The 17,312-nt window shown below is 61.4% G+C and carries 16 protein-coding genes; 9 read left to right on the forward strand and 7 right to left on the reverse strand.

Annotated features, from left to right (window positions below; all coding sequences use genetic code 11):
* Window positions 1-139: 139 nt before the first annotated feature.
* Window positions 140-772 (reverse strand): LON peptidase substrate-binding domain-containing protein, encoded by a 633-nt coding sequence (locus tag ACYVGC_RS21555; protein WP_460585932.1) that lies wholly within the window; start codon window positions 770-772, stop codon window positions 140-142.
* A 148-nt stretch (window positions 773-920) separates the two neighbouring features.
* Between ACYVGC_RS21555 and ACYVGC_RS21560 the strand changes: the two genes are divergently transcribed.
* The 8 genes from ACYVGC_RS21560 (at window position 921) to ACYVGC_RS21595 (ending at window position 11,647) form a co-directional block, all read left to right on the forward strand.
* On the forward strand, window positions 921-1,328 hold the full coding sequence (locus ACYVGC_RS21560; protein WP_460585933.1) for a hypothetical protein: 408 nt from the start codon (window positions 921-923) through the stop codon (window positions 1,326-1,328).
* A gap of 208 nt (window positions 1,329-1,536) precedes the next feature.
* Window positions 1,537-6,099, forward strand: a complete 4,563-nt coding sequence (locus ACYVGC_RS21565; protein ID WP_460585934.1) for a CusA/CzcA family heavy metal efflux RND transporter — start codon at window positions 1,537-1,539, stop codon at window positions 6,097-6,099.
* Window positions 6,100-6,279: 180 nt separating this feature from the next.
* The gene (locus ACYVGC_RS21570) at window positions 6,280-7,479 is read left to right on the forward strand and encodes an efflux RND transporter periplasmic adaptor subunit (RefSeq protein ID WP_460585935.1); all 1,200 of its coding nucleotides are present in this window, start codon (window positions 6,280-6,282) and stop codon (window positions 7,477-7,479) included.
* A gap of 262 nt (window positions 7,480-7,741) precedes the next feature.
* On the forward strand, window positions 7,742-8,221 hold the full coding sequence (locus ACYVGC_RS21575; protein WP_460585936.1) for a thioredoxin family protein: 480 nt from the start codon (window positions 7,742-7,744) through the stop codon (window positions 8,219-8,221).
* 33 nt (window positions 8,222-8,254) lie between these two features.
* Window positions 8,255-9,322: an FAD:protein FMN transferase gene (locus tag ACYVGC_RS21580; protein WP_460585937.1), complete on the forward strand. Its 1,068-nt coding sequence runs from the start codon at window positions 8,255-8,257 to the stop codon at window positions 9,320-9,322.
* Window positions 9,323-9,324: 2 nt separating this feature from the next.
* Window positions 9,325-9,558, forward strand: a complete 234-nt coding sequence (locus ACYVGC_RS21585; RefSeq protein ID WP_460585938.1) for a DUF4266 domain-containing protein — start codon at window positions 9,325-9,327, stop codon at window positions 9,556-9,558.
* Between the two features lie 87 nt (window positions 9,559-9,645).
* Complete coding sequence (locus ACYVGC_RS21590) at window positions 9,646-10,920, forward strand: DUF3570 domain-containing protein (RefSeq protein ID WP_460585939.1); 1,275 nt, start codon at window positions 9,646-9,648, stop codon at window positions 10,918-10,920.
* A gap of 13 nt (window positions 10,921-10,933) precedes the next feature.
* Window positions 10,934-11,647 carry a VIT1/CCC1 transporter family protein gene (locus ACYVGC_RS21595; RefSeq protein WP_460585940.1) on the forward strand — a complete coding sequence of 238 codons (714 nt, stop codon included), beginning with the start codon at window positions 10,934-10,936 and terminating at the stop codon, window positions 11,645-11,647.
* A 13-nt stretch (window positions 11,648-11,660) separates the two neighbouring features.
* Here ACYVGC_RS21595 and ACYVGC_RS21600 read toward each other — a convergent pair whose 3' ends face one another.
* The 6 genes from ACYVGC_RS21600 to ACYVGC_RS21625 form a co-directional block, all read right to left on the reverse strand.
* The gene (locus ACYVGC_RS21600) at window positions 11,661-12,188 is read right to left on the reverse strand and encodes a hypothetical protein (RefSeq protein WP_460585941.1); all 528 of its coding nucleotides are present in this window, start codon (window positions 12,186-12,188) and stop codon (window positions 11,661-11,663) included.
* A gap of 112 nt (window positions 12,189-12,300) precedes the next feature.
* On the reverse strand, window positions 12,301-12,981 hold the full coding sequence (locus tag ACYVGC_RS21605; RefSeq protein ID WP_460585942.1) for a type 1 glutamine amidotransferase domain-containing protein: 681 nt from the start codon (window positions 12,979-12,981) through the stop codon (window positions 12,301-12,303).
* A 123-nt stretch (window positions 12,982-13,104) separates the two neighbouring features.
* Window positions 13,105-13,416 (reverse strand): putative quinol monooxygenase, encoded by a 312-nt coding sequence (locus ACYVGC_RS21610; protein WP_460585943.1) that lies wholly within the window; start codon window positions 13,414-13,416, stop codon window positions 13,105-13,107.
* A 183-nt stretch (window positions 13,417-13,599) separates the two neighbouring features.
* Window positions 13,600-14,598, reverse strand: coding sequence for an NADP-dependent oxidoreductase (locus ACYVGC_RS21615; protein WP_460585944.1), 999 nt, complete (start codon window positions 14,596-14,598; stop codon window positions 13,600-13,602).
* A gap of 95 nt (window positions 14,599-14,693) precedes the next feature.
* Window positions 14,694-15,128: an organic hydroperoxide resistance protein gene (locus tag ACYVGC_RS21620; protein ID WP_460585945.1), complete on the reverse strand. Its 435-nt coding sequence runs from the start codon at window positions 15,126-15,128 to the stop codon at window positions 14,694-14,696.
* Between the two features lie 22 nt (window positions 15,129-15,150).
* The gene (locus tag ACYVGC_RS21625; protein WP_460585946.1) at window positions 15,151-15,603 is read right to left on the reverse strand and encodes a MarR family winged helix-turn-helix transcriptional regulator; all 453 of its coding nucleotides are present in this window, start codon (window positions 15,601-15,603) and stop codon (window positions 15,151-15,153) included.
* 617 nt (window positions 15,604-16,220) lie between these two features.
* On the opposite strand from ACYVGC_RS21625, the gene ACYVGC_RS21630 reads away from it, so the two are divergent.
* Window positions 16,221-17,303 carry an efflux RND transporter periplasmic adaptor subunit gene (locus ACYVGC_RS21630; RefSeq protein WP_460585947.1) on the forward strand — a complete coding sequence of 361 codons (1,083 nt, stop codon included), beginning with the start codon at window positions 16,221-16,223 and terminating at the stop codon, window positions 17,301-17,303.
* Window positions 17,304-17,312: the final 9 nt, after the last annotated feature.

Consider the following 17,312-nt stretch of genomic DNA (forward strand, 5'->3'; position numbering starts at 1 on the left):
TGTGTATGAGTTAGTAGTAAGCTGATATCCGTCCGTTATTTGGACGCACCGGCTAAGTTACGCATTTGCTGCACTTTAGGATGATACAAGGAGCGTAGTTTCCGAATATTTGCCCAGCTCCTCCCTGCTGCACGCGCCGCTAAAACTGGGGTGGCTGCAGGTTTTTGAAGTGGCCGTTCAGGCGCACGCGCTCCTTGAGGCGCTCGGCTTCGAGCACGGCGGGTAGCAGGCGCTCGAGGTGCTCGCGCACCATTTCCTGGCGTTCGACCTCGGCGGTAGTGCCCAGCAGCTGGTACTCCTGCTCGGTGCTGAGGCCGATGTGGTGGGCCACGTCGAATATTTTAAAGTCGGGCTCCAGCTGCAGCAGCAGCTTGCGCAGGCCCAGCGCCTCGTAGAGCTGGCGCACTTGCTTGGCAATCACGTCGCGCAGCAGGAGGTCGGGCTCCTCATCCTGCACCACGGTTTCTACCTGGCCGGCGGCATAGAGCTTGTCGGGGGCCTGGCGGTAGAACTGCTGCACCCGAAAAATGCTGATGGCTTCGGTGCGAATGTCCATTTCGCCGCCCGAGTGGGTTTTCTCCACGCTCAGCAGGCGCATCTCGGTGCCCAGCTCCTGCACGGCATTGTCGAGGAAGGGCGTGATGCCGAAGGGGAGGCCCTCGGTGAAGCAGTCGCGCACCAGCTGCCGGTAGCGCGGCTCAAAAATGTGCAGGTTCAGGTGCTCACCGGGGAATGCCACCAGGTTGAGCGGGAAGAGGGGAAGTAGACGCATGATGCGCCAAGAATACGCGGCGGCGGGCAAATGTTTTCACCCGCTGCCGCCGGGCCGCAATCTTAAATTGCCCTTAAATTTGCTCATTGCCTTACTCCTGGAGAAACCTTCACCCCCCGCGGGCGTTGAGAGAGCACGTATGAAATCGGTGGTTTCCTTTTTTCTGGCCTGCCTGATGCTGGTTGGCAGCCTCATTCCGCAGAACGACCTGGCGGAGTTGAGCAAGCTGCCCCAGCTGCTGGAGCACTACCGCTTCCACCACTCGGTGGCGGGCGGCGGCTTGTCGATAGCCCAGTTTATGGCCGAGCACTATGGTTCGGGGCAGCCCGCGCATTTTGGGTGCACGTTTTCAACCCGGCATCAGCAAGACCACCAAGGCCTGCCCCTGCACGGCCAGCACTCGTGTAGCGCGCATGTCGCATTTCTTCTACTGCCCGTGAGCGTGCGGCTCGCCACCCACCGGCCCACTGTGGCCAACCCCGCCTACCGACCCGCCCGCCCGCCTCGCTACCTGGACGGCGCGGTTCCGGCCCTGTTGCAGCCGCCCCGAGCCTAGCTCCTCGCAGCCCCTGGGAGCAGTGCGCGCCGTAGCGACGGCCGCCCTCGTTACCCCGCTGCCCGCAAAAGTCGGCTTGGTAAGCGCACGGCTGCCGAGTTGGTAAGGTTATTTAATTACTGGAAATTATTGCGGGTAATGCTCTTGCTAGCAAGGGGTTATAAATTCGTTGGGCTACGCCTGCCGGATGCCGCGCTGTCTTATTTTTATGCTGGAGAAAATAATTGCGGCCAGCGTCCGCAACAAGCTCATGGTGGCTTTGCTGCTGCTGGCCCTCATTGCCTGGGGTGGCTATTCGGCGGCCAACATTCCGCTCGATGCCATCCCCGACGTTACCAACAACCAGGTGCAGGTTATTACCCAGAGCGATGCGCTGGCCGCCCAGGAGGTCGAGCAGCTCATCACTATTCCGCTGGAGTTGCAGCTGCGCACGGTGCCGGGCGTGACGGAAATCCGGTCCATTTCGCGCTTTGGGCTGTCGGTGATTACCGTTGTTTTCCCCGATGAGATGAGCACCTACCAGACCCGCCAACTGGTGGCCGAGAAGCTCAAAACCGCCGAGGCCGACCTGGCGGCCGGGGCCGGCGTGCCCACCATGGCCCCCATTACTACGGGCCTGGGCGAGATATACCAGTATAGCCTGCGGGTGCTGCCGGGCTACGAAAAGCAGTTTTCGCTAGCCAAGCTGCGCGACGTGCAGGACTGGATAGTGAAGCGCCGCCTGGCCGGCGTGGCCGGTGTGGTGGACGTGAGCAGCTTCGGCGGCTACCTGCGCCAGTACGAAGTGAGCGTGGACCCCGCCCGGCTAGCCGCCAACGGCGTGACAATGGCCGAACTCTACGCCGCCTTGCAGGACAACAACGCCAACACCGGCGGTGCTTACATCGAGCGTGGACCCAATGCCTACTTCATTCGGGGTGAGGGCCGGGTTAATTCGCTCGACGACCTGGGGGCCACCGTCATCAAGCAGGCCACTGCCGGCGCGCCGCTGCTGGTGCGCGACGTGGCCACCCTGCGCATGGGCCACGCCGTGCGCTACGGCGCCATGACGCGCAACGGCGAGGGCGAAACCGTGGGCGCGGTGGTGCTGATGCTGAAGGGTGCCAGCTCGGAGCAAACCATTAAAAACGTGAAAACGCGGGTGGCCGAGATTCAGAAAACCCTGCCTAAAGGCCTGGTTATTACCCCGTTTCTGGACCGTACCAAGCTCATCGACAAAGCCATTGCCACCGTGGAGCACAACCTCATCGAGGGCGGCGTGATTGTGCTGGCCGTGCTGCTGCTGCTGCTCGGCAACTGGCGCGCCGCCGTGGTGGTGGCCCTCATGATACCGCTGTGCATGCTGTTTGCGCTGGGCATGATGAGCGTGTTTGGCGTATCAGCTAACTTAATGAGCCTGGGGGCGTTAGACTTCGGGCTTATTGTAGACGGGGCCGTGATTATCGTGGAGGCCGTCATCTTTCACATCGTGCACCAGCGCGCCCAGGCCGCCCACGAAACCATGGACGACATGACCGAGAGCGCCGCCACGCGTCTCATGTCGTCGGCCCTGTTTGGTCAGCTCATTATCCTCATCGTGTACCTGCCCATCCTGTCGCTCACCGGCATTGAGGGCAAGATGTTCCGGCCCATGGCCCTCACGGTGAGCTTCGCCATCATCGGGGCTATGCTGCTGTGTCTCACCTTTGTGCCGGCCGTCACGGCCTGGGCGTTGAAGAAGGATATCAAGGAGGAAGGCACGATTGCCTACCGCATTATGAAGTTTTTGCACCGCGGCTACGACCCCATTATCCGGGCGGCGCTGGGGGCGCGGGTCATCGTGGTGGGCGCGGCGGTGGCGCTGCTGGTGCTGGCGGGCTTCATCTTTTCGAAGATGGGCGGCGAGTTTATTCCGCAGCTTGACGAGGGCGACATTGCCCTGAACGTGACGCTATCGCCGGGCTCGTCGCTGAGCCAGACGGTCGCTACCAACCTACGCGTGCAGAAGATTCTGAAGGCTCAATTTCCTGAAATAGAGCAGATTGTGGGCAAAAGCGGTACATCCGAAATTCCGACCGACCCGATGTCATTAGAGGACAGCGACGAGATGGTCATTCTCAAAGACCACAGCGAGTGGACGTCGGCCGGCACCCGCGAAGAGCTGGCGGGCAAGATGCAAGCCGCCCTGGCGGGCATTCCGGGCGTGAGCATGGAGTTTCAGCAGCCCATTCAGATGCGGTTCAACGAGCTGATTTCGGGCGTGAAGTCGGACGTGAGCATCAAGATTTACGGCGACGACCTGGGCGTGCTCTATGAAAAAGCCAACGATGCCGCCGCCCTCATCCGCCCCCTGGCTGGGGTGGGCGACCTGAAGGTGGAGCAAATAGCGGCCCTGCCGCAGATGCGCGTCACCTACAACCGCCAGAAGCTAGCTCAGTACGGGCTGAAGGTGAGCGACTTGAATATGATACTGCGGACCTCCTTTGCCGGTAATGTGGCCGGGCAGGTATACGAGGGCGAGCGCCGCTACGACCTCGTGATGCGCCTCGACAGCGTGCACCGCGCCGGCCTCACCAACCTGCAAAACCTGTACGTGGACACGCCCGGCGGCCAGAAAATCCCGCTCGACGAGGTGGCCACGGTGGCGTATAAGAACGCGCCCATCCAGATTTCGCGCGACGATGCCCGCCGCCGCATCAACATCGGCATCAACGTGCGCGGGCGCGACGTGCAGAGCTTGGTGCAGGAAATTCAGGGCAAGCTGAGTACTGGGCTGAAGCTGCCGCCCGGCTACACGATTGTGTACGGCGGCCAGTTTGAGAATTTGAACCACGCCATCGAGCGCCTCAAGGTGGCCGTGCCGGTGTCGCTGCTGCTGATTTTTCTGCTGCTCTACCTCTCGTTTCGGTCGGTGAAGCAGGCGCTACTCATTTTTACGGGCGTGCCGCTGGCCACCATCGGCGGTATTCTGGCGCTGTGGCTGCGCGGCATGCCGTTCAGTATTTCGGCGGGCGTGGGCTTCATCGCGTTGTTTGGGGTAGCCGTGCTCAACGGTATTGTGCTGCTGGCCAGCCTCAACGAGCTAGCCGCCGAGGGTGTGGCCTCGGTGCGCGACCGCGTGCTACGGGCCACTGAGGAGCGGTTTCGGCCGGTTATCCTCACGGCCAGCGTGGCCTCGCTGGGCTTTTTGCCGATGGCCCTGAGCACGTCGGCCGGCGCGGAGGTGCAGAAACCGCTGGCCACGGTGGTGATTGGCGGGCTGATTTCGGCCACGCTGCTTACGCTGGTGGTGCTGCCAGTGCTGTATATGCTCTTCACCAAAGACGGCGAGCCCAACCCCAAAGAGGCCGCCCAGGCCGCCGCCGATGCCCGGCACGCCGCCGAAAAAGGCGAAGCGCCCGGCCAGAACCCCCCGACGCCCCCCTCACCCCCCCAACCCCCCTCTCCAAAAAAGAGGGGGGAGCCAACTCCTATTCCCACACCTGAACAAACGAGCGCCGCCGTAATTCCCCACTCTTTTTCGGAGAGGGGGGCCGGGGGGGTGAGGTTGGCGTCGGGGGGCTTGCTGCTACTGGCTTTGCTGGGCGGTATTGCCCGCCCTGCCCTGGCTCAAAACACGCTGGGCTCCACGGCCGGCGCGCCCGTCAACCTGGGCCAGGCCCTGCAAACGGCCGGCACCCAAAACCAGTCGCTGCGCAACGCCGGCCTGCAAACCCAGCAGCAGCAGGCGCTCATTCGCACTGGTGTAGAGCTGCCGCGCACCGTGGTCGATTTTCAGCTCGGCCAGGTGTCGAGTAATTTGACTGACCACACGTTCAACGTTATTCAGCAGGCCGCCCTGCCGGGTGTGTATAGCGCGCAGCGCAAGCTGCTGCAAGGCCAAAGCGTTACGGCCGAGCAGCAGGCCGCCGTGAGCCGGCGCAGTCTGGTGCAGGCCATCCGTGGTAACTACTACGGCCTGCTGGTGAGCTACCGCCGGGTGGCGCTGCTACGCCGCCAGGACAGCCTCTACCGGCGCGCTGCCCACGCTGCCCTCATTCGCTACAAAGTGGGCGAAACCAACCGCCTGGAGCAGGTAGCCGCCCAGGCCCGTATGCTGGAAGTGCAAAACCGCCTGCTCACTACGCTCTCCGACCTGGAGGTGCAGCGCGAGCAGCTGGGCCAGCTGCTGGGCACCCCCGGCCTGGCCACCATCGACACCACCAGCGCACTGGTAGCCCCGCTCACGGCCGCCGATACGGCCGCCCTCTCGCCCGAGAGCAACCCCACGCTGGGCCTCCTGCGCCAGCAAATAGCCGTGAGCCAGCTCCAGACGCGGGTCGAGCAATTGCGCCGCCTGCCCGACCTACGGGCCGGCTACTTCCAGCAAACCATCCGGCCTGAATATAACGCGCTGAGGGTAGGGCAGTTGGGATTGGCGATTCCGCTGCTGGGTGGGGCCGGTCGGGCGCGGGTGGCCGCCGCCCGCTTTGGCGAGCAGGTGGCTACCGGTCAGCTCACCTACGCCACCAGCCAGCTGAGTACCCAGCTCAGCACCCTGCGCCGCCAGTTGCGCCGGGCGCAGGCGTCGCTCGATTATTACCAGCGCACGGCCCTGCCCCAGGCCCGGCTCATTCTGAATACCGCCGAAAAAAGCTTTCGGGCCGGCGACATCGACTACGTAACCTACGTGGTGAATACTGAGCCTGCCTGGCAAATCCAGTCCAACTACCTCGACCAGGCCCAGCGGTATAATGACCTGGTAGTGAGCGTGCAAGCGCTCACGGGCACGGATATCCCGGCGGCTAAGTAAATAGGTGCGCCCGGTGCGCCTCATCCCCTAGCCCCTTCTCCGAAAAGGAGAAGGAGAACTAGTTTTTAGACTAAAACTAGAAACTAGTCCCCCTCTTTTTTGGAGAGGGGTCTAGGGGGTGAGGTACCCCTGAGAGGGCACCTCAATCTTCCTCTCTCTCGACTCGACCTTTTTCAATTGATGTCTCTCAACCTCAACCTATACGCCCTCGCGGGCACCCTGGCGCTGCTCACGGCCTGCGGCTCGAAAGGCGGCAATGCCGCCCAAAAAGACGCCCCCGCCGATGGCAAAGCCGCCGCGCCGGCCGTCCCCGCCAACCCCGACCAGCTAGCCGTGAGCCCCGCCCAGGAGCAGGCGGCCGGCATCACCTATGGCAGCTTCGAGCGCCAAAACATGACCACCGAAGTGCAAGCCAACGGCTCGGTGGAGGTACCGCCCCAAAACCGGGTGTCCATTACAGCTGTGCAGGGTGGCTACGTGCAAACCGTGCTGGTGCTGCCAGGCGAGCACGTGGCGGCCGGCGCCGCGGTGGCTACGCTGCGCTCGCCCGAATACCTCACCTTGCAGCAGAATTACCTCCAGAGCAAGGCTAAAGTCCGCTTCCTGGCCGAAGACCTGGAGCGCCAGCGCATCCTCGACTTGGAGGACGTGGGGGCCAAGCGCAAGCTGCAACTGGCCCGCGCCGACTACGCCACCGAGCAGGCCATGCTGCGCACCACTGCCGCCCAGATGCGGCTGCTCGGCATCTCGGTGGCCCACCTCGATGCTACTGGCCAACTAACTACTAGCGTGCCACTTACCTCGCCCATCTCGGGCTACGTGAAGGCCGTTAATATCAACCCTGGCCAGTACGTGGGCCCCCAGGACGTGCTGGTGGAAGTACTCAACCGCGACGACCTGCACCTGGAACTCAAGGTGTTTGAGAAAGACGTGGCCCAGGTGAAAGTGGGCCAGAAAATCCTCTTCAAAATTCAGAATGCCAACCGCGACGAGGAGTTGACCGCCCGCGTGTTTCTGGTGGGCAAGGCCTTCGACGATAATGCCCGCACCGTGCGCGTGCACGCCCACCTCGAGCCCGAGCGGCGCGACTTGCTGCCTGGCCAGTTTGTGGCCGCCCGCATCCAAACGGCCGGCGCGCGGGTGCGCACCCTGCCCGAGGCCGCCCTCATTCAGGCCGGCGAGCTGAGCTATATTTTTCGGCGCGTGGGCCAGGACTCGGGCCGCACCGTGTTTCGGCGGGTGCGGGTGCGCGCCAGCCAGCCCCAGCACGGCGACGTAGCCGTGACCGTGCTCGACCCCCTGCCCGACACCACGCAACTGGTGCGCAAAGGCGCTTATTTTCTGGATGCCGAGCTGCGCAAGGGCGAGGGTGGCGATTAGTAAGCGTATTGATTGCTAAGGGGTTGGGAGTTGGTAGTAGTCTGGTTCTGGAGTAGGCGGCAAACGCAGTTTATTCGGCCACTTGCACGCGTACTTTAGTTAAGGTGGTGAGTTTTAAGCTAATCTTAAGGCCCCAGCTAAGCTAATAGGAGCAGCTTTTCGTTCTAGGTCTGCAACGCAGCATCGTATTTGCACCTGCTGCGCCACAGTGTAGCGCGCGGTTTTTTTTACTGCTCATCCTCTGCCATTCCGTACTCCTGCCATGCGTACTATATTGCTAAACGTACTCACAATCAGCTTATTTGCCTCGGCTTCGGCCGGGGCGCAAACCAGCCCGGCCCCGGCCGCATCCGGCCCGGCCTGGACCAGTTCGCTGCCCGCCGCCCTGGCGCAGGCTAAGGCCAGCCAGCGGCCGGTGCTGGCCGTGTTTTCGGGTTCCGACTGGTGCAAGCCCTGCATGATGCTCAAGCAGGAGGTGTTCGACCAGCCCGAGTTTGCCAGCTACGCCCAGGATAAATTTGTGCTGGCCCGCTTCGACTTCCCGCGCAATAAGAAAAACCGCCTCGATGCGTCCCAAACCAAGCTTAATGAGGACGCGGCGGCCCAGCTTAATAAGGAAGGCGCGTTTCCAGCCGTGGTGCTGCTCTCGCCCGAGGGCAAAATATTGGCCCGCACCGGCTACCGCCCCGGCGGGGCCACCGCCTACGATGCCTACCTTACGCAATTGCTGGCTAAGAAATAGTCTGACTGTCAATTTATTAACCGCGCGCCAGCCATGAGCAAGAGGGGAGGAGCCTGGGTAGCCGGCCTTGTCATTGCGTTGCTACTGAATGGGTTAGGCATAATGGCCCAGCCCTTGGCCCCGCCGCGTGCCCGCGCCTACACCCGCGAGGCGCACCTCATGGGCTCGCACTTCACGTTCACAGCCGTATCCAGCGACGACTCGCTGGCCTGGCGCGCCCTGCGGGCCGGCCTACGCGAAACCCAGCGCATCGACCACCTTTTTTCCTACTGGGATTCAACTTCGCAAGTAGTTAAAATCAATCGCCTGGCCGGTATCCGGCCGGTGGTCGTGGACCAGGAGGTGTTTAACCTCATCCAGCGCACGCTCAAAATATCGCAGCTCAGTGGCGGCGCGTTCGACGTCACGTTTGCCAGTGGCGACAAGATATATCAGTTTGATAAACAGGCCCATGCCAGTCTGCCCGACTCGGCTACCGTGCGCAATTCGGTGCGCCGCATCGGCTGGCAAAAGGTGCGGCTCGATGCGGCCACCCACGCTGTTTTTCTGCCCGAGAAAGGCATGCGGCTGAATCTGGCGGGTATCCTGCAAGGCTACGGCGTGCGGCGCGCCGCCGAAACCATGAAGCAGCTGGGCATTGCAGGCGGCCTGATTAACGGCTCGGGCGACGTGTACTGCTGGGGCAAGCAGCCCGATGGCAGCGGCTGGCGCATTGCCATCGGCGACCCGGCCCGGCCGCACACGGTATCTTCGTGGCTCACGGTGAGCGACTTAGCTGTGGTAACGGCTGGCAACTACGAGCAGTATTTCACGGTGGCGGGCAAGTACTACGGCCACATCATTAATCCGCACACCGGCTACCCGGCCACGGGCCTGCGCTCGGTTACCATCATTTGCCCCGATGTGGAGCTGGCCGACGCCCTCGATGATGCCGTGTTTGTGCTCGGCCCCGTGGAGGGCCTGGCCCTGATAAACCGCCTCAAGGGCGTGGATGCCACCCTGATTACCGATGATGGCAAAATACTGGTTTCCAAGGGAATGCAGCTGAATGCCTACCACAGTGCCGCCGCCGCTCCGGCCCCGGCTTCCAATTCCAAGTGATAATGAAACTACCCGTTTACTTCCGCCCGGCGCTGCTGGGCCTGGCGCTGGCCGGCGCGGCGGCGCTGCCCGGCTGCGTGTCCGTAGCCGCCTATCAAAAGGCCTACCTCAACGACGAGGATATGAAGCTGGCTACCAAGAAGGTAGAAACCTCGGAAGTCAACTTCGAGAGCTACCGCGAGGGCGCGGGCGGCGCCAACGGTGGCAAAGTAGGCGGCGGCTGCGGCTGCAACTAAGTAGCGCGGACTTTTAGTCAGCGAGTGAAGGGATTTGATACGTGCGGGCTAAAAGCCCGCACTACATCTATTGAATAAAAGTTAATTGTGAAAAGAATACTACTCGCTGGCCTGGCCCTTGCGGCTCCGCTCGCCACCCTGGCGCAGGCCACGCCCACGCCCAACCGGCTCGATGGCTCGGGCATTGTGCCCAACGCCTCGCCGCTGCCCCGGCCCAGCAGCTACGGCGAAACGGAGGTAGATATCCTGGGCAGCTACTACCAGCAAAACGGCGACCACTCGGCCGTGGAGGGTGGCATTGGCAGCCAGCACCTGACCGACGTGGCGCCCACCATTCTGCTCAACGTACCGCTCGACTCGACCACCCGCCTGGCGGCCAATGTGGGCATCGATTACTACGCCTCGGCTTCGTCGGACAAGATTGACCAGGTACTATCGTCGCCCTCGGCGGCCGATGTGCGCTACCACGCCGACTTTGGCCTGGCGCACGTGCTGGCTGACAAGCTCACCACGGTGGGCGCGGGCCTGGGCGTATCGAAAGAGTATGATTACCTGTCGTTTAACCTGGTGGGCTCGTGGGCGCGCACCTCGCGCGATGGCAACCGCCAGCTGAGCGTGAGTGGCCAGGCGTTCCTGGATAAAGTCACCCTCATCACGCCCGCCGAGCTGCGGGTGGGCGGCACCCGCAACAAAAACTACGGCTCCGATAACCGCCAGAGCTTCACGCTGTCCGTGGTGTATGCGCAGGTGCTGAGCAAGCGTCTGCAAGTGTCCGTGAGTGTGGAGCCGGTGGCGCAGCGGGGGCTGCTGAGCACGCCGTTTCAGCGGGTTTATTTTTTCGATAGCAGCCCCGCGCTGGGTACGCCCGGCCAGCTGGGCACGGCCCTGGCCGAGGTGCTGCCGCGCCTGCGCTACAAGTACCCGGCCAGCCTGCGCCTCACGTACTACGCCACCGACCTGGTGCAGCTGCGTGGTTTTTATCGCTTTTACAACGACAACTTCGGCATTCGGGCGCACACCTTTGAGCTGGAAGTGCCGGTGAAGGTGAGCCCGTTTTTCACGCTCTACCCGTTCTACCGCTACCACACCCAAACTTCGGCCGACTACTTTGCGCCCTACCTGGCCCACTCGGTAACCAACGAGTTTTACACCTCCGACTACGACCTCTCGGCTTTTTCGGCTCACAAGGCGGGCCTGGGTTTGCGCTACGCGCCGCTCTACGGGCTGGGCCGCTTCAAAACCCCCTTTGGCCACGGCGTCACCAAGTTTAAGTCGCTCGACCTACGCTACGGTTACTACCGCCAGACTACCGGCCTCACGGCCAACGTAGTAAGCTTCGACCTGGCTTTCGTAATGCCTTAACTATCCGTATTTTATGAATCCTATCGTGGAAGCCCCCGGCGAGAAGCACCTCACTAGCTCGGCCATGCTGCAAGACATTGTGATTGGCTTGTCGGATGGCCTTACGGTGCCGTTTGCGCTGGCGGCGGGCTTGAGCGGGGCGGTGCAGTCGTCGGGCCTCGTCATTACGGCGGGGCTGGCCGAGGTGGTGGCCGGCTCCATTGCCATGGGCCTGGGCGGCTACCTGGCCGGCCGCACCGAGGTAGACCACTACAACTCCGAGCTGGCCCGCGAGCACGAAGAAGTGCGCACCGTGCCCGACACCGAGCGCCGCGAGGTGCAAGAGCTACTCATGGAAATGGGCCTCTCCGAAGCCACTGCCACCCAGGCCACCGCCGAGCTGGTGCGCGACCCCGCGCAGTGGGTTAAGTTCATGATGAAGTACGAGTTGGGCCTCGAAGAGCCCGACCCCAAACAAGCCTTTAAGAGCGCCTTCACCATCGCTGGGGCCTACGCCGTGGGCGGCCTCATCCCACTCAGCGCCTACTTCCTCACGGCCACGCCGCGCGAAGGGCTGCTGTGGTCGGGGGCCATTACGCTGGTGTGCCTGCTGGTATTCGGCTTCTTCAAAAGCCGGATGACGGGCCAGGCCCCCGTGCTGGGCGCCATCAAAATGGCGGCTACTGGCGCGGCAGCTGCAGCGGCGGCTTTCTACGTGGCGCGGCTGGTGCAGGGCCACGGCGGGTAGGCGTACCGGGAGACTAATTCCATGCTGCCCGCAGCGTATGCCATTCCTGCCAGTAGGCTAGGTAAGCTTGCCGGTCATCGGCATCTTCGGGAAGATTTTTGGGTAAACTACTTGCGTAAAACTGCTCAACCTGGTCAGCAAAAGCCAGTACGAGTCGGCGGTAGGCATTTTCGGTAATAAGTACTTCTTGCCCGGCCGCTGAGGTATGCCGCACGAGGTTACCGGCCACGTGCATAATAGTCCAATCAATACCATTGGCACAGCCCATAATAAGCACATCGGGGCCGTTGTCAAGAAACCAATAATGTCCACAGCAGGGAAGTAGCTGGCTGGGGAACATATCGGGTAAGTAGTCGGCCGCCAGGCTGCGCAGTAGGTACAGGGCCGTCGCACTTACCGTCACATCCAGCGTAGTGGCATCGGCTACAATCTCGCTGCCGATTCTTACTAAAACGTGCCCGTGCGCGCACTTGTCATCCGGGTCATCTCCGCCCTGTGTCCAATGCAAGTCAATAAGTTGAAGGTCAAAATCAGTGCGCATGGAAAGGCCGCTGGCAGGAAATGAAGGCTGCCAGTACCCAAAAGTAAACCGCCCCGGCGGCCCCCAAATTGAGGGCTGCCGGGGCGGCTGACATTACGGGCTACGCCGCAAGCTACTTGCTCAATTGCTTCAGCAATTCTTTAGCGGCGGGCTCCGAGGAGGCGGGGTTTTGGCCCGTGATGAGGTTGCCGGCGGTGACCACGTAGGGCTGCCAGTCGGCGCCTTTGGAGTAGGTGCCACCGTTTTCCTTCAGCATGTCCTCCACCAGGAAGGGCACTACGTTGGTGAGCTGCACGGCCTCTTCTTCGGTATTGGTGAAGCCGGTTACGGGCTTGCCTTTCACCAGCGGGTCGCCGTTGGCGGCTTTCACGTGGCGCAGTACGCCGGGGGCGTGGCACACTACGGCTACCGGCTTGCCGGCGGCATAGGCCGTTTCGATGAGGCTGATGGACTGCGTGTCCTCGGCCAAATCCCAGAGGGGGCCGTGGCCGCCGGGGTAGAAGATGGCGTCGAAATCGGCGGCCTTAATCGTGTCGAGCGTTACGGTGTGGGCCAGGGCCTGCTGGGCGGCGGGGTCTTTTTTGAAGCGCTCGGTGGCTTCGGTCTGGGCGCTGGGCGCATCGCTGGACGGGTCGAGGGGCGGCTGGCCGCCTTTGGGCGAGGCCAGGGTCAGCTCCACGCCGGCATCCTTAAACACGTAGTAGGGGGCGGCAAATTCTTCCAGCCAAAAGCCGGTTTTCTTACCCGTGGTACCCAACTCGTCGTGCGAGGTCAAAATCATGGCAACTTTCATAATCTACTGCTAGTAAGGTGAATGTGGTAGTAAAACGGAGTGGCACTCCGTTTCTGCGCGTTGGAATCCGGCGCGCCCGGAAGCGGAGTGCCACTCCGTTGTACAGCTATACAGCCCGCTGCGTTAGCCCAGCAGCGTGTAAAACGTAACGGTGCGCTCGGCCAGCAGCGGCACTATTTTGCCCACTACCAGCTCCTGGTAATGCGCCGAGTCGCGGTGGGCCTCCAGGGCGGCCTGGTCGGCATATTGCTCGTAGAAGAGAAAGTGCGCCGGGTCGGCGGGGTCTTGGTGGCCTATGTAGAGCAGGTTGCCGGGCTCGTGCTGGCGCACGGCAGCGGCGGCCTCCACCATGAGCTGGCGCACGGTTTCTTCGTGGCCGGGCTGGGCACGCCACTCGGCGGCCACGGCGATGATGTTGCTGGTTGTCGAATCCATAATGAAGCAGAATAAAGGGTAGGGTAAGGATAAAACGTCCGGCCAATGCAGGAAGTATCTGGCTCGGCTTATTGGGTGGCAAAGGCAACCTAACGTGGCGGTACTACGGCGCATGAAAGGTTGCAGGCTGCTCGGTATAGTGCTGAATTATAGTTAATTACAGCATAACGACTTTCACGCCGACTAGGCCACTTTTACCACAGCCTTGCCCGTGTTCTCGCCCGAGAATAAGCCCAGGAACGCGGCCGGAATATTCTCGAAACCCTCCGTAACGGTTTCCTCGCCCTTGAGCTTACCGGCGGCATACCACGCGGTGAGCTGCTGCATGCCCTCGGGCCAGCGGCTGAGGTAGTCGCTCACGATGAAGCCTTGCAGCTTGGTGCTGGTTTTGAGCAGCTTGTCCTCGGGGCGGGGGCCGGTGGGGACTTCGGTGGCGTTGTAAGTCGAAATCTGACCGCAGAGCGCGATGCGGGCGTGCTTGTTCAGCAGGTCGTACACGGCATCGGTGATAGCACCACCCACGTTGTCGAAGTAGCAATCCACGCCGTTGGGGGCGGCTGTGGCCAGCGCCTGGGCAATGTCGGGCGTGGTTTTGTAGTTGATGGCCTCGTCGAAGCCCAGCGCCTTGAGGTGCGCCACCTTCTCGTCGGAGCCGGCGGTGCCGATTACGCGGCAGCCCTTGATTTTGGCCAACTGGCCCACAATGAGGCCCACCGCGCCGGCCGCGCCCGATACTACCACCGTTTCGCCGGCCTGGGGCTGGCAAATGTCGAGCAGCCCGAAGTAGGCCGTGAGGCCGGGCATGCCCAGTAGGCCCAGGAAATAGCTGGCCGGGGCCTGGTCAACGGGCACGCGGTTGAGGCCTTTGGCATCGGCCACGCTAAACTCCTGCCAGGGCAGGTTGCCCACCACCACGCTGCCCACCGGCAGCGCCTCGCTGTGGCTGGCTACCACCTCGGCCACCACGCCGCCCGCAATGGGCGCGCCCACTTCAAACGGGGCCACGTACGACTTGGCGGCGCTCATGCGGCCGCGCATGTAGGGGTCAACCGACACATACAGCGTTTTGAGCAGCACTTGGCCGGCGGCGGGCTCGGGCACCTCGCGGGTTTCGAAGCGAAACTGCGCCGCCGTGGGCAGGCCCTGGGGCCGGCTGGCCAGCAAAATGGTGTTAGCTTTCATAAATAACTGATTAGCTGAGTGATATAAAACGAACGGTCAGGCTGTGCGCAGCCTGACCGTTCGGGCCTTAACGCCTCACGCGGGCGTGCGGCGGCTTAGGCGTTGGTCGTGGTGGTGAGGTTCACCTCGATGTTGCCTTTAGTAGCGCGCGAGTAGGGGCAGATGCCGTGGGCGGCTTCTACCAGCGCTTCGGCCTGGGCCTGCTCCAGGCCGGGCAGGTTCACATGCAGGTCGGCCGAGATGCCGTAGCCGCCGTCTTCGGCCTGGCCGAAGCCGATGAGGGCTTCTACGGTTACTTTTTCGAGCTTCATTTTGGCCTGGCGGGCGGCTACGCCCAGCGCGCCTTCGAAGCAGGCAGCGTAGCCGGCGGCGAAGAGCTGCTCGGGGTTGGTAGCACCGGCTTTGCCGGGGCCGCCCATTTCCTTGGGCGTGCTCAGGGTGAGGTCGAGCGCGTCGTTGGCGGTGGTAACGTGGCCATCGCGGCCACCTTCTACTTTGGCCTGGGCCGTGAATACTTTGGTGATTTTCATCGAGTTAGTAAAAAATACCTGGCTACGCCAGGTGGGTAAGAATGTGCGTGAGTTGGGTGCGCAGGGCCGCTAGCTCGGGCAGGGTGAGGTGCACCTTGGCCAGCATGGCGGCCGGAATGTGGCTGGCCTGGGCTTCGAGCGCCCGGCCCGCCGGCAGCAGGCCAATGATAACCGAGCGCTCGTCGCGCGGGTCGCGGCGGCGGCTCAGCCACTGCTTCTGCTCCATGCGCTTGAGCAGGGGCGTGAGCGTGCCTGAGTCGAGGAGTAGCTTCTCGCCCAAGTCCTTCACCGTCAGCTGCTCATGTTCCCACAGCAGCAGGAACACCAGGTACTGCGGGTAGGTGAGCCCCAGTGCCTGCAAGTAGGGCTGGTAGGCCTTGGTCAACTGCCGCGATACGGCGTAGAACGGAAAGCAAAGCTGGTTTTCCAGCTTCAGCAATTCGTTCGGGGCATTGTGGGTAGGGGTGGTATCCATGACGTTCGGGTAGTAAACGGCGTTCGGTTGCACAATGTTTAATTGTGTACAATTAATTTCGGGCTTATTCAAAATAGCCTAGCCGTTGTCAGGCTTAGTGGTCTGTTTACCAAGAAGTTTGTGCATTGACGTGGCGGCCAAAAATATTTTAGCGGCCCCCGGTAGCCCGGTTGCAGGCTCCCAACGACCACTTCTTCATAATTCGTCCGGAGCTTCTTCATAATTCATGTTATTTTAATGTAGGCCCACTTGCTTTGTATCACCCAGCAGGCCAACGCTAGTCATTCAGCGGCGGCTCATTCCCACGGTTTAGCTCTCCCAGATTTTGATTAATTCCAGCATTATGGCTGGTTTTCAGTGTCTTAAACCGCCAGAAAAGCTGATTGCGAAGCATGTAAAAACATCTATTTGCGCAATTCCATCCGGGTGATGGAAATTGGATTTTGGTCGCCGCTGCGGCCAAATTGCCAGGTTGCCAATCAACTTATTAAAACGGACCGGTTTGTTGCCGCCGGCTTTCCCCGCGTTGGGGAGGCTGGTAAGCAGCGTTCAGCCCGTTTTTGACCCGCTATTTTTTCGGAAGTACCAATTCGCTTACCATGGTTTTTACTGCTTTTATGAGAAGGATATTTCTGTTTCTGAGCTTGGGTGCCGTAACCTGCTTCGCCAGCTGCGCGGAGAAGAAAGAAGAGCAGGAAGAGCAAATCAAGCTGCTGACTACCAGTCCGCTGGCTATTGATACCACCATTACTAAGGAGTACGTGGCCCAGATTCACGCCTACCAGCACATCGAGCTGCGGGCCCTGGAAAAAGGCTATTTGCAGAAGATATTTGTCGATGAGGGCCAGGTCGTTACCAAGGGCCAGCCCATGTTTCAGATTACCCCACTGGTGTACCAGGCCGACTTGCAGAAATCGCAGGCCGAGGCCAACTACGTGGACATTGAGTACCGCAACACCAAGAGCTTGGCCGATAGTAACATCGTATCCAAGAACGAGTTAGCTCTATCAAGGGCTAAGCTCAACAAGGCTAAGGCCGACGTTTCGCTAGCCCGCACGCACTTGCAGTTCACGTCCATCAACGCGCCGTTTAGCGGCATTATGGACCACTTTCAGGGCCGGCTGGGCAGCGTGGTGAACGAGGGCGACCTGCTGACCACGCTCTCGGATAACAGCCAGATGTGGGTGTACTTCAACGTACCCGAGGCTGAATACCTGGCCTATAAGGAGCAGGCTAAGGCCGACAACGTGGTGAATGTGAAGCTGATGATGGCCAACAATGAGGTGTTTAAATACCCCGGCGTAATCAAAACCATTGAGGCCGACTTCAACAACGAAACCGGCAACATCGCCTTCCGGGCCACCTTTCCCAATCCCGGTGGGCTGCTGCGCAACGGCGAAACCGGCAGCGTACTCATGACCGTGCCGTTGAAGCACGCGCTGCTCATTCCGCAGAAAGCCACGTTCGAGATTTTGGAGAAGCGCTACGTGTATGTGGTTGACGCTAAGAACGTAGTGCACCAGCGCGAAATCAATATTGCGTCGGAAATGCCGGACCTGTACGTGGTGAAAGACGGCGTGACCAGCAGCGATAAAATTCTGCTCGAAGGCATCCGCAAGGTGAAAGACGGTGATAAAATCAGCTTCACCTACGAGGCGCCGAAGAAGGTGTTCTCGGGCCTGCAAGTGTATTCCGAATAAGCAAGCTGG

The sequence above is a fragment of the Hymenobacter arcticus genome, assembly GCF_054779975.1.